The sequence below is a fragment of the Clostridium sp. genome, from assembly GCF_030532265.1.
Classification (GTDB): domain Bacteria; phylum Bacillota; class Clostridia; order Clostridiales; family Clostridiaceae; genus Clostridium.
Genome location: NZ_JAUNLM010000020.1, coordinates 3,147 through 16,164, shown reverse-complemented (window position 1 = coordinate 16,164; position 13,018 = coordinate 3,147). Strand labels below are relative to the sequence as shown.

Sequence of the window (13,018 nt, the reverse complement as noted above, 5' to 3'; positions counted from 1 at the left end):
ATTAAAGTATACTAATTTATTATGTGAATATTTGTAATAACTAATTTAAAAAAGTTATTATTTAGTTTAAAATTTAAATAATATACTGTGATATACTAAAATTATATTCACAATATAATTTTATCATAAAAAATATGGAAAGGATGATAAATGATGTCAGTTTTAGAAAACTTAGAACCAAAATTAGTGTTTAAGTATTTTGAGGAAATATCACAAATTCCAAGAGGTTCAGGAAATGAAAAGCAAATAAGTGATTATTTAGTTTCATTTGCTAAAAATCTTGGATTAGAAGTAATACAAGATGAAGCTTTAAATATAGTAATTAAAAAACCTGCCACAAAAGGATATGAAAACGCTCCAGGAGTAATAATTCAAGGACATATGGATATGGTTTGTGAAAAAAATAAAGATACAGAACATGATTTCACAAAAGATCCAATAAAGTTAAGAATTGATGGAGATAATATATATGCAACTGGTACAACACTAGGAGCTGATAATGGTATAGCAGTAGCTTATGGAATGGCAATACTTGCAGATGATACTATAGAACATCCAAGCCTAGAATTACTATTAACTACAGATGAAGAAACAGGTATGACAGGTGCAATGAATATATCACCTGAACATATTGATGGAAAAATATTATTAAATCTTGATTCAGAAGAAGAAGGAGAAATATTAGTAAGTTGTGCGGGTGGAGTTAGAACTAACGCATCAATGACTATAAATTGGGAAGAAGTATTAGAAAATCATGTAGGATTAGAAATTAAAATAAGAGGTCTAAAAGGTGGACATTCAGGTCAAGAAATAACTAAAGGCCGTGGAAATTCAAATAAACTTATGGCGAGATTATTAAAAAATCTTAGTGAAAAATTTGACATAAGACTTGTACAAATTGAAGGTGGTTCAAAAGATAATGCAATTCCAAGAGAAGCTGATGCTATATTAACAGTAAATAAAACTGAATTAGAAGAAGTTAAAAATACTATTAAAGAATTTGAAGAAATGTTTAGACATGAATTAAGAATTCAAGATCCTGGAATTACTATAGAAGCTATTGATTATGAAGGAGTTAATAAAACTTTTGATAAAAAATGCACAGAGAATATTATAAATCTTTTATATATTTATCCAAATGGAATAAATACAATGAGCAAAGAAATACACGGATTACCTGAAAGTTCAACTAATATTGGAGTAGTAATGACAGAAGGAGATAAAGTTATATTTAAGAGTGCTGTTAGAAGTTCAGTTGCTACATTAAAAGATGAAATAGTTTTAAGAAGCAAAGCTATGACAGAAATGTTAGGTGGAGGCTTTGAAACAGTAGCTCCATATCCAGCTTGGGAATATAACAGTGAATCAAAAATAAGAGAAATTTGTATTGATGTTTATAAGAAAATGTATAATGAGGAACCAAAAATAATTGCAATTCATGCAGGGGTAGAATGTGGATTATTTAAAGAAAGATTAGGAGATATAGATATGATAAGCTTTGGTCCAAATCTTTATGATGTTCATACTCCAGATGAGCATATGAGTATAAAATCAGTTCAACATGTTTGGGATTATTTATTAAACATTTTAAAAGCAATAAAATAATAAAATTATAAAAAAATCTTCACTTTTAAATAAGTGAAGATTTTTTTACATAATGAATATTATAAGAAACCTCTTAATATATTTTAATAAAGTAATATTTTAGGAGGGATAAGATGGGATACACAAGATATAATTATAAACCGAAAAAAAGAAATAAAAGAAATAATAATAGCAATTTTTTAATAATGTCACTTGTTGTTATACTAATTGCAGTAGTTGTTGGTTTATTCCTAGGACCTATTATATTTAAAGGAGATGGAAGTGGAGGAAATGCTGAGGTAAACGCTAAAGTAGACAGTGAAGATAAAAGCAATGAAAAAGAAAATGATAGTAAAAATAAGGTTGAAAATACTGAAGGAACTTCAGAAGATAAAACAAATAATGAATCTGAAGCTAAAGTTGAAAACATAAAAGGTAAGGAAATATTCATGATACAATGTGGATATTATGGAAAAAAGGAAAATGCACAAAGTGCTCTAAAGGAAATACCATCAAGTTATAATAAATTTATAATAGAAGAAAATAAAAAATTTAGAGTTATAGCAGGAATATATTTGGAACCTGAAGCAAATAAAATAAGTGATGAATTAACTAAAAAGGGAATAGCCAATGTAAAGATTAAATGCAATTACAATAATAATGATAAAAATGATTTAGTTAGTTATGAAATTCTTACAGGATTTATGAAGATAATAAATAATTTAGAAAATAAGGATGTTAAAAGTATAAAAACAACAGAATTTAAAGAATGGACTAAAAAACTATTCGAAAGTAAAAAGATTGATAAAGAAAATAATGAACTAAAATTGTTAAGAGAATATATAGAAAAATTACCAAATGAATTAGATAGAAAAGGTGCTGAGAAGTCCTTAGAGTTTATATATAAAATCCTTATAAAACATAGAGTATAAGCAAATCTTAAAAAAAAATTAATTCTATTTTAATAATAGTTTTTTACTTGTTTATGATGTTATAAAATGATAAACTATATTAGGTGTAGTGATGTATTACTACACCTAATATTGCGTTTGGAAAAAATTACAGTAATTACATATTTAGGTTTATAACTGTATAATATACCAAAAGGTAGTTTAAAAGAGGGATATTATGAAAGTTATTTTAGCATCAGCGTCTCTTAGAAGACAGGAACTATTAAAAAGAATAATTAAAGATTTTGAAATTAAAATTAGTGATTTTGATGAGAAGTCTATTAATTTTAATGGAGATGTTAATAACTATGTTAAAGAATTAGCACTTGGAAAAGGTAAGGCTATTTCAAAACAAGTTTCAAAAGAAAATATAATAATATCTGCTGATACAGTTGTTTTCTTTAATGGTAGCATCTTAGGAAAACCAAAAGATAAAGAGGATGCCTTTAAAATGCTAAGTAACCTTAGTGGTAATACTCATGAAGTTTATTCAGGTGTTTGTATAATAAATAATGAAACTGGAGAAATACTTTGTGAAAGTTTTAAAACAGAGGTAACTTTTTCTGAGGTTGAAAGTGACATAATAACAGAATACATAAATAGCGGAAGTCCATTAGATAAGGCAGGTGCTTATGGGATACAAGATAAGGGTGGACTTTTTGTAGAAAAAATAAATGGATGTTACTATAACGTAGTTGGGTTACCCCTTAATGGGACATATAAAATGCTTAAAAAATTAATGTAATTTTATGGGGATGGGTATTCTAATAAAGCAAGGAGTGTAAAACTTGAATAATTACCTTAAAATATTAGATATGCCTGAAAATGAAAGACCTAAAGAAAAACTATTAAGATATGGTGCAGAATCTTTGAGTAATCCAGAGTTACTAGCAATAATACTTAGAACTGGAACTAAAGGGGAAAATGTATTGTCTTTAAGTCAAAGAATAATTTCAGAATTTAATGGCTTAAATGGTATTTTAAATGCATCAATAAAGGAAATGACAGAAATAAAAGGCGTAAAAGAGTCAAAAGCTTCCCAAATGATTGCAATTGCGGAACTTTTTAAAAGATTTAACACTTACAAATCTTTTAATGAATTTAAGAGAGTTACCTCTCCAAATGATGTAGCAAGTATGTTGTATGGAGAGATGGGTACATTTAATCAAGAAGTGTTAAAACTTATAATACTTAACACAAAAAATGAAATAATAAAGATTAAAGATGTTTTTAAGGGAAGTTTAAATTCTTCACTTATACATCCAAGAGAAATTTTTAATGAAGCTATAAGAAATAGCGCGGCTTCAATAATAATATGTCATAATCACCCGTCAGGAGACCCAACTCCAAGTGATGAAGATATTAAGGTTACTATTAGACTTAAGGAGTGTGGTGAAATTATAGGTATAAAACTTATAGACCACGTAGTAATTGGTAGAAATATTTATGTAAGCTTAAAAGAAAAAGGAATTTTATAATCGAAAGGGGAATGAAAAATGGGATTTTTCGGAACTAGTAAAGACATGGGTATAGATTTAGGAACTGCCAATACTCTTGTATTTGTTAAGGGTAAAGGTGTAGTACTTAGAGAACCTTCAGTTGTTGCTATAAATAGCACTACAAGAAAGCCACTTGCAGTTGGTACAGAAGCAAAAATGATGATTGGTAGAACACCAGGAAATATAGTTGCAATAAGACCACTTAGAGATGGAGTTATTGCAGACTTTGATGTTGCACATACAATGATTAAATCATTAATAGAAAAGGCAGCAAGCAAGAGCGCATTTAAGGCTCCAAGAATAATAGTATGTTATCCATCAGGAGTAACAGAAGTTGAGAAAAGAGCAATCGAAGAAGCTACTAAACTTGCAGGAGCAAGAGAAGTTATACTTATGGAAGAACCAATGGCAGCAGCAATTGGAGCAGGACTTCCAGTAAGTGAACCAACAGGAAGCATGATTGTTGATATCGGAGGCGGTACTACTGAAGTTGCTATTATTTCACTTGGTGGAATAGTTACAAGTAAATCATTAAGAGTTGCTGGAGATGAGTTAGATCAATCAATAATTGCTTATGTTAAAAAAGAATTTAATTTAATGATAGGTGAAAGAACAGCTGAACAAGTTAAGATGGAAATCGGATCAGCTTACAAGATTGATGATGAAGAAAAAGTTATGGAAATTAAGGGTAGAGACTTAATTACAGGACTACCAAAGGTTATAGAAATAACAGAAGCACAAGTTAGAGAAGCTTTAAAAGAGCCTGTATATGCAATAATAGAATCAATAAAGACAACTCTTGAAAAAACACCACCTGAGCTTGCAGCAGATATAATGGAAAAAGGAATAATGTTAGCAGGTGGAGGCGCTATGCTTAAGGGATTAGATATTTTAATAACTAAAGAAACTAATATGCCTGTACATATAGCTGAAACACCATTAGATTGTGTTGTTCTAGGAGCTGGAAAGGCTTTAGAAGATTTCGACAAAATAAGCAAGGAAGACAGATAAGAACATGAAGCGTCTTAACAACAAACTGACAGTTACTATAATAGTACTGTCAGTTACATTTTTAGGGTTAATTATTTTTACGTTTAATGAACCTAATAAAGGTATAGTAGAAAGTGGTGCAGGAGCGGCTTTAAATCCAATACAAAAAATTGCGTATACAGTTAATACAAAGGTAAAAGACTTTGTAGATTTATGTTTAAATTTTTCCACAGTAAAAGAAGAAAATAAGAGACTTACTCAAGAAAATGCTAATCTAAAAAAAGAAATATTATCATATTCAGGATTAAAATCAGAAAATGATGAGCTTAGAAAAGTTTTAAATTTTAAAGATTCTAGAAATGACTACGATTATATTGCTACAAATATAATAGGATATAGCGGTGGAAATATATTAGATGGTTATATTGTAGATAAAGGAAAAAATGATGGAATAGAAAAAGGTATGATAGTTATAGCTGCTGATGGATTAGTAGGTCAAGTAACTTCAGTTGGCAGTAATTGGTCAATAATAAAGACAATTTTAAATGAAGATGTTGCTGTTAGTGTTAAGGTTAGTAGAACAAAAGAAAATACAGGTATACTTAGAAGTTATAGAGAATCAGTTGATAAATCAATAGTTAAAGTTGAAAATTTACCTATGAATTCAGATGTAAAGGCAGGGGATAAAATAGTTACATCAGGACTTGGACAAATATATCCAAAAGATATAGTAGTTGGTACTGTTAAGTCAGTTGAAGAAGACAAGGTAAATGTAATGAAAAATGCTGTCATAGAACCGGAAGTTAATTTTAATAAGCTTGAAGAATTATTTATTGTAGTTCCAAAAGATAAACGTGATATTAAATATTAAGAGGTGATGATATGAAAAAATTAATTTTAGTTTTAATATCTCTACTCTTACTTATACTTGATAATTCATTAATGCCTTTTTTAAGTATATGGGGGGCATTTCCAAGCTTATTATTTATATTTGCAGTTATATATTCACTTATAAATGGATATGGTGAAGCTTTATTTATCGGTGTTGTAAGTGGAATACTGCAAGATATATTTTTTTCAAATGGAATTGGGGTAAATGCTTTAGTTAACATGGTTATATGTTTAATAGTTGCTTATATAGGAAATGGAATTTTTAAAAGTAAAAAAATTGTTCCAGTTGCAATAGTATTTGCTGCAACTATAGTGAAGCACTTAGTTATATTTGTAATAATGCATTTACTTAAAATTAGTGCTCCAATTAATAATATTCTTATAGTAGCATTATATAATTCTGTAATAGCATTTATAGCATATAAGTATGTTTTAAAACTTTCAAATACTGAAGATGTGAATGATAAATGGAGGTTTAGATGATAGTTAATAAGCCAAAACAAAAAAAGAAAAAACTTTCCAGATATGCAGTTCTTACTATAATAATGATTGTAATATTTTCAGCTATATGTGTTAGATTAGCATACTTACAAGTGTATAAGCATGATGATTATGAAGATAGAGCAAATCAAAATGCTGTTAGGTTTATTGCTGAAAAAGCACCTAGAGGTGAAATATTAGATAAGAATGGGAATGTACTTGCAACAAATAGGCAAACTTATACATTAACATATACAACAACTGATAATGCACAAAAGAACTTTTATAAAACAATGGATACAATATTTGATATTCTTAAAGAAAATGGAGAATCTGTTCAAGATGATTTATTACTTAAGATAGATGATAAAGGTAATTTTTACTTTGCTTATAAGAGTTCATCACCAGATGCACAACAATATGAAAAACTTAGATTCCTAAAAGATAGAGGAATGAATGAAGAAATTCAAAAAGAATTAAAAATTAATAGTGATGATTTAACTGATGATCAAATTGCAAAAATTGATAAAGAGTTAATTAATGTAACTCCAGAACAAGCTTTTTATTATTTAGTAAAAAGTTACGATATGATAAGTCTTATTAATCCCGAGCCATCAAAGGAGCAAAAAGAACAATATCAAAATATGAATGGAAAGCAATTAACAGATTTAATTTTAAAATCTTATTCATTAGATGATATAAGAAATTATATGGTTGTAAAAGATGCGATTAAAATGCAAAGTTTTAAAGGATATAAATCTGTAACTATTGCAAGTAATATAAAGAAAGATACAGCTTTTATAATTTATCAAAAACTTAATGATTTGCCAGGGATAGGAGTTGAACTTCAACCAGTTAGAGAATATCCTTATGGAAAGTTAGGTTCAGCTGTACTTGGATATGTTGGTCAAATTGATAGTTCATTAGAAGAAGACTATAAATTAAAAGGTTATGACCCTTCAACAGATCTTATAGGTAAGGCGGGTATTGAATCTGCTTTTGAAGATGAATTAAAAGGTGTTAAAGGTGGTAAAACTGTTAAAGTTAACTCAGAAGGTAGAATTACAGAAGAGCTATTTAAATTATCATCTTACCCAGGTAACACTGTAAATTTAACAATTGATAAAAATGTTCAATATGCAATGCAACAAGCTTTAAAAGATACTATAGATAAGGTAAGAACAGGAACTTCAGATTCAAGTGGAAATGTATTCCCAAATGCAACTAGAGGAGCAGCGTTAGCTGTAGATGTTAAAACTGGAAAGATACTTGCGCTTACAAGCTATCCAGACTTTGATCCAAATCTTTTTGCAATTCCTGGACAGCTTACAAAGCAACAAACAGAAGAATATTTCTCACCTAATCTTGAAAAGTTTGGGAAAGAACTTATAAAGAAAACAGGTGTACATAAATCAGTAAATGATTTATTCCCTAAAGATAAAAATGGATATAGAACAGATCCATATGATTTATATCCAAAACCATTTTATAATTATGCTACACTTGGTACATTACCACCAGGATCAATATTTAAGCCATTAACTGCATTGGTTGGACTTCAAGAGGGAGTAATAAAACCAGATACAGTTGTAAATGCTACTGGTAAATTTAATGTACATCCAGAAACATTTGGTAAGAGCTTTGCTCCTGTATGTTGGATATATCCAGGAAGTCATGGTCCTACAAATGTTGAAAAGGCATTAGAGGTTTCATGTAACTTCTTCTTCTATGAAACAGCATATAGACTTTATATGAAAGCTGGAGGAGATGCTAACAGACCAGAATCATTAAATGCTATTGCAAAATATGCTTGGAAATTTGGTCTTGGAGTAGATCCAAATGGTAAATCAAATCCTTCAACTGGAATAGAAATAGAAGAAAATACAAGTGGTCAAACATATAACTTTAAATCATTTAAAGAGAGTATAATTGGTTTATCAAATTTTGAACTTGCTGGGTACTTAGAAGATGAAACACCAAGTGGATCAGCACTTGCAAATTATAGAGGAATGTCTTCTTTTATACCATTTGATTTTACATTTAGTGATGATGATAGTGATAAGGTAAAAGAATTAAAAACTGATTTAAAATCTAAAATTAAAGATAGATTTGAAGAAGTATTTGTTAATAAAGATGCTATGAAACAAGATCAATTTGCCTTAAGTATATTGCCAGATGTAAAAGGTATAATGCAAAATTCAAATAAGTATAAAGCAAATGTAAAAAAATACGAAGATAAATATAATAAAAAAGCTAATTTAGATGAGCAAGCATCATTAGTATCAAATGCAATTGCAAGATTTGTTGTTGTTGATAAATCAGCAGAAATGACATCACCAGGTCAGCTTATTTATTCAGCTATAGGTCAAGGTATCAATCATTATACACCAATTCAGCTTGCATCATATATTTCAACTCTTGCAAATGGTGGAACAAGATATGCACTTCATTTAGTAGATAGTGTTACAGATCCAAATGGAAAAGTAGTTGAAAAATTTGAGCCAAAAGTATTAGATCATATTGATATAAATAAATCAGCTTTAGCAGCAGTTAAAGAAGGTATGAGAAGAGCAAATGATGCAGATGAAGGTACAGCATCTTCAGTATTTAACTCATTCCCAATACCAACAGCAGGTAAGACTGGTACTGCGGATTATTCAAATGATCAAAGAACTTATGGAAGATCTCCATATGCAACTTATGTCAGCTTTGCTCCAATTGATGATCCACAGATTGCTTTTGTAGGTGTTATATATGATGGTGGTCACGGATCATTTACAGCTCCAGTTGCAAAAGCTACTTATGAAGCATATTTTAAAGATGAGATACTTAAAAAGCATCCAGATTATGCAAAGAGCTCAAGTTCATTTAAAAAGTATGTAACTGATGCTCCAAAAGATAATAGTGAAGAAGCAATAAAAGAAGCTGAGAAAAAGGAAGAGGAAAAACAAGAAGCTGAAAAGAAGAAAGCAGATGAAAAGAAAATAGTAGATAGTAAAATCAAAGATGCAACAATTAAAGTTATAAATTATAACAATAATTAAAGTTATATTAATTAATGAACTTAAATAACACTTATGACATTATACATAAGTGTTATTTTTTCCTTAATAAACAAAGTAAAACTACAAATACTTACATTTTAATGATATAATATAAAAAGGACTTTTATTCTAAATTGTAGAATAATGCTTATAGTGACAAAGATTGGTGGAGGGAAGCCAATGATGGATGATAGAATAATTATAAAAGGCAATAAAGATGGATTAAGTGCCGTTATAAATATGAATAAATTTAGTGGTTTTGGAGAAATGTTAGAGTTACTTATAGAGAAGTTATCAAAAGGAAAGCGTTTTTATAAAAATTCTACTCTTACGATAAGCACTAATTTGAACTTAATAAATGAGAAGGAACTATTGCATTTAAAAAATGCTCTATTTGAAGAAATAGAAATAAAAGATATTATACTACAAGAAGAACTTATTAAGGACAAAGAAAAAGATAAAAGAACCTTTTCAGGGGTTTATGAGGGAAAAACAAAATTTATAAGAAAAACAGTAAGAAGTGGTCAATGTATAAAATATAATGGTAATATTGTTATAGTTGGAGATATAAATAGTGGAGCAGAAGTTATAGTTACTGGAAATATAATTGTTTTAGGTAGTATAAAAGGAAATGTTAGTGCTGGTTCTACTGGTAATAAAAAAGCTATAATTGCAGCATTTAGTCTTCAACCTGAAATATTAAAGATTGCAGATCTTGTAACTTTATCACCAGATTCTCAAAAGCCTGAGTATCCTGAAGTTGCGAAGATAAAGGATGGGGCTATAATTGTAGAACCGTATTTACCAAACAAATATATATATTAAAAGAAAAATCATGGAGGGATTGTTTAATGGGAGTATCTATTGTAATTACATCAGGAAAAGGTGGAGTAGGTAAAACTACAACAACAGCTAATATTGGTACTGCATTAGCTGCGCTTGGAAAAAAAGTTGTTGTTGTTGATGGAGATACAGGACTTAGAAATTTAGATGTATTAATGGGATTAGAAAATAGAATTGTATATACTATAATAGATGTTATTGAAGGAAGATGTAGATTAAAGCAAGCTTTAATTAAAGATAAAAGATTTCCTAATCTTTGCTTACTTCCAACAGCTCAAACAAAAGATAAAGATGATATAAGTCCACAACAAATGCTTAAAATAATAAAAGAATTAAAAGAAGATTTTGATTATGTAATAATAGATTCACCAGCTGGTATTGAGCAAGGATTTGAAAATTCAGTAATAGGTGCAGATAAAGCTGTAGTAGTAGTAAACCCAGAAATAACATCAGTTAGAGATGCTGATAGAGTAATTGGAAAGCTAGATGCTAAGGGGTTAGAAGATCACTCTGTTATAGTTAATAGATTAAATTTTGCTATGACTCAAAGAGGAGATATGCTTGATGTTAGTGATATAATTGAAACTCTTTCAATTGAGCTTTTAGGTGTTGTACCAGATGATAAGGAGATAACTGTTTCAACAAATAAAGGTGAACCTATTGTTTTAGAAGAATCATCAAGAGCTGGTCAAGCTTTTAGAAATATAGCTAAAAGAATAACTGGAGAAACTGTTCCATTTATGAATTTAAATGAAGAGCCACAGGGATTCTTTGGATCTTTAATGAAGTTATTTAAGCGTAAATAGGGGGTATTTTAATATGGGGTTCTTTAGTAGTTTAACAAATAGTAGACCTAAACCAAAAGATATAGCTAAAGATAGATTAAAGCTTATACTTATTCATGATAGAGGAAATATTCCAACAGAAACATTAGAAAAGATAAGATTAGAAATATTAGAAGTGCTTTCAAAATATATAGAAATATCAGCTGAAGATGTTGAAATATCAGTTAGTAAAAGTGATATTGAAGAAGGTGAAGCAAGTTCAGCTTTAGTAGCTAATATACCAATTAAAAATATAAGAGGACAATAATAATTTTAGTTATTTTCTTATGGTATTTTAGAAAAAATTAAACATAATAATATAAGAGTAAAAAAACTGTATACTAATTTTGTGTACAGTTTTTTATGTTAAGAATAATTTTATATATTAAGATTTTATTATTTTTTTATTTAGAGAATGAATTAATATAGAGAATAAATTAATAATGAGATATAATTAAAATACATGTTTTTAGGAGGTGAAGACCTTGTTGAGAGGAGATTTGCTGTTTGATAGGAGAGAAAGTTCATATAGTAGATATAAGCTTGATTTCAAAAAAATTAGAGATATAGATAAATTATTACTTTTATCTATGGTTCTACTAGTTTTATTTGGTATATTAAACATATATTTAGCAACTAAAGGAAAAACGGGTGGAACACTATATCCTATGAAGCAAACAATATGGTTTATTGTTTCACTTTTAGTTCTTTACATATTTATGGCAGTAGATTATAGAGTATTATATAATTATGTACCTATATTTTATTGGGGATCTGTAATATTACTTATAGCAACAATGTTTTTAGGTTCAGTAGTTAATGGAGCAAGAGGGTGGATTAAGTTAGGTCCGGTTTCTATTCAAGCCTCTGAGATAGCCAAGTTTGGTATGATACTTATGCTTGCAAGAAAATTAGAAGAAATGGATATGCAAATAAATAATTTGAAAAATTTCTTTACACTTGTTTTTTATGCTGCAGTACCAGTATTATTTATAGTAATACAGCCTGATATGGGAATGACTATGGTTTCATTCTTTATAGTTTTAGGTATATTTTATGTTGCAGGACTTGATAATAAAATAATTGGTGGTGGACTTTTAGCATTAGTTTTAGGTATTCTTATAGTTTGGAATTCGGGAATAATACAAGATTACCAAAAAACAAGAATTACATCTTTCATGAATCCAGAAGCTAATATGTCTGGTTCTGGATACCATTTAAGTCAATCACTTATAGCAATAGGATCAGGTGGAGTTTTAGGTAGTAGGCCATCATTAACAAATGATGGAACATCAGGGTATGCAGCTCAACATGTTCCGGAGGTTCAGACTGACTTTATATTTTCAGCAATAGCAGAGCATTGGGGATTTTTAGGAGTTATGTTCTTGCTAACCTTATATGGAATATTAATATTTAGAATGATATCAATAGCAAGAACCTCAAAGGATATTTTTGGTTCTATAATATGTGTTGGTATAATATCATATTTTTTATTTGCTATATTACAAAATATAGGAATGACAATCGGACTTTTACCTATAACAGGTATTACATTACCTCTTATAAGTTATGGAGGTAGTTCGCTTTTAACTACAATTATGTCAATTGGTTTAGTACTTAATGTAGGAATGAGAAGAAAAAAAATAAGATTTTAAATTTAAATATTAAGATGATTTTTGAATATAATTCAAAAGTCATCTTTTTTTATTTATAAAAAATTATATAAGGTAAATTATAAAAATATTTAAATAATATACAAGACTAAAAATATTATATTTTTAAACTATACATATACCCCTAAAGGAATATTTAAATAAAATAAAAGATTAAAAAATAGAATTATATAAATTTTAAATATAAATTTTTATATAAAGATAGTAGAATTTCGATATAATTGTTAAGAATTTTATATG

The 13,018-nt window shown here is 28.4% G+C and carries 12 protein-coding genes; all 12 read left to right on the top strand.

Features of this window, described 5'->3' with window-relative positions; genetic code table 11:
• Positions 1–153: 153 nt before the first annotated feature.
• Complete coding sequence (locus tag Q4E08_RS06250; RefSeq protein ID WP_303129461.1) at positions 154–1,605, top strand: aminoacyl-histidine dipeptidase; 1,452 nt, start codon at positions 154–156, stop codon at positions 1,603–1,605.
• Positions 1,606–1,718: 113 nt separating this feature from the next.
• Positions 1,719–2,516 (top strand): SPOR domain-containing protein, encoded by a 798-nt coding sequence (locus tag Q4E08_RS06245; RefSeq protein WP_303129447.1) that lies wholly within the window; start codon positions 1,719–1,721, stop codon positions 2,514–2,516.
• A 196-nt stretch (positions 2,517–2,712) separates the two neighbouring features.
• Complete coding sequence (locus tag Q4E08_RS06240) at positions 2,713–3,279, top strand: Maf-like protein (protein WP_303129446.1); 567 nt, start codon at positions 2,713–2,715, stop codon at positions 3,277–3,279.
• Between the two features lie 43 nt (positions 3,280–3,322).
• Positions 3,323–4,012, top strand: a complete 690-nt coding sequence (gene radC / locus Q4E08_RS06235) for a DNA repair protein RadC (protein WP_303129445.1) — start codon at positions 3,323–3,325, stop codon at positions 4,010–4,012.
• Between the two features lie 18 nt (positions 4,013–4,030).
• Positions 4,031–5,044 (top strand): rod shape-determining protein, encoded by a 1,014-nt coding sequence (locus tag Q4E08_RS06230; protein ID WP_303129444.1) that lies wholly within the window; start codon positions 4,031–4,033, stop codon positions 5,042–5,044.
• Positions 5,045–5,048: 4 nt separating this feature from the next.
• Positions 5,049–5,894 carry a rod shape-determining protein MreC gene (gene mreC / locus Q4E08_RS06225; RefSeq protein WP_303129443.1) on the top strand — a complete coding sequence of 282 codons (846 nt, stop codon included), beginning with the start codon at positions 5,049–5,051 and terminating at the stop codon, positions 5,892–5,894.
• Positions 5,895–5,905: 11 nt separating this feature from the next.
• Positions 5,906–6,397: a rod shape-determining protein MreD gene (gene mreD, locus Q4E08_RS06220; RefSeq protein WP_303129442.1), complete on the top strand. Its 492-nt coding sequence runs from the start codon at positions 5,906–5,908 to the stop codon at positions 6,395–6,397.
• The gene (locus Q4E08_RS06215) at positions 6,394–9,438 is read left to right on the top strand and encodes a penicillin-binding transpeptidase domain-containing protein (RefSeq protein ID WP_303129441.1); all 3,045 of its coding nucleotides are present in this window, start codon (positions 6,394–6,396) and stop codon (positions 9,436–9,438) included. The genes mreD and Q4E08_RS06215 overlap by 4 nt, the downstream gene beginning before the upstream one ends.
• Before the next feature lie 180 nt (positions 9,439–9,618).
• Positions 9,619–10,263 (top strand): septum site-determining protein MinC, encoded by a 645-nt coding sequence (gene minC, locus Q4E08_RS06210; protein ID WP_303129440.1) that lies wholly within the window; start codon positions 9,619–9,621, stop codon positions 10,261–10,263.
• A 26-nt stretch (positions 10,264–10,289) separates the two neighbouring features.
• Positions 10,290–11,087: a septum site-determining protein MinD gene (minD, locus tag Q4E08_RS06205; protein WP_303129439.1), complete on the top strand. Its 798-nt coding sequence runs from the start codon at positions 10,290–10,292 to the stop codon at positions 11,085–11,087.
• Between the two features lie 13 nt (positions 11,088–11,100).
• Positions 11,101–11,373 carry a cell division topological specificity factor MinE gene (gene minE, locus Q4E08_RS06200; RefSeq protein WP_303129438.1) on the top strand — a complete coding sequence of 91 codons (273 nt, stop codon included), beginning with the start codon at positions 11,101–11,103 and terminating at the stop codon, positions 11,371–11,373.
• A 217-nt stretch (positions 11,374–11,590) separates the two neighbouring features.
• Positions 11,591–12,760 carry a rod shape-determining protein RodA gene (gene rodA / locus Q4E08_RS06195; protein WP_303129437.1) on the top strand — a complete coding sequence of 390 codons (1,170 nt, stop codon included), beginning with the start codon at positions 11,591–11,593 and terminating at the stop codon, positions 12,758–12,760.
• Positions 12,761–13,018 lie beyond the last annotated feature (258 nt).

Bases quoted from the DNA above. Each gene is read 5' to 3' on its own strand.
- Q4E08_RS06240 (WP_303129446.1), top strand. From the start codon at position 2,713: ATGAAAGTTATTTTAGCATCAGCGTCTCTTAGAAGACAGGAACTATTA.
- minD (WP_303129439.1), top strand. From the start codon at position 10,290: ATGGGAGTATCTATTGTAATTACATCAGGAAAAGGTGGAGTAGGTAAA.
- Q4E08_RS06215 (WP_303129441.1), top strand. From the start codon at position 6,394: ATGATAGTTAATAAGCCAAAACAAAAAAAGAAAAAACTTTCCAGATAT.
- Q4E08_RS06230 (WP_303129444.1), top strand. From the start codon at position 4,031: ATGGGATTTTTCGGAACTAGTAAAGACATGGGTATAGATTTAGGAACT.
- mreD (WP_303129442.1), top strand. From the start codon at position 5,906: ATGAAAAAATTAATTTTAGTTTTAATATCTCTACTCTTACTTATACTT.
- minC (WP_303129440.1), top strand. From the start codon at position 9,619: ATGATGGATGATAGAATAATTATAAAAGGCAATAAAGATGGATTAAGT.
- mreC (WP_303129443.1), top strand. From the start codon at position 5,049: ATGAAGCGTCTTAACAACAAACTGACAGTTACTATAATAGTACTGTCA.
- Q4E08_RS06250 (WP_303129461.1), top strand. From the start codon at position 154: ATGTCAGTTTTAGAAAACTTAGAACCAAAATTAGTGTTTAAGTATTTT.
- minE (WP_303129438.1), top strand. From the start codon at position 11,101: ATGGGGTTCTTTAGTAGTTTAACAAATAGTAGACCTAAACCAAAAGAT.
- Q4E08_RS06245 (WP_303129447.1), top strand. From the start codon at position 1,719: ATGGGATACACAAGATATAATTATAAACCGAAAAAAAGAAATAAAAGA.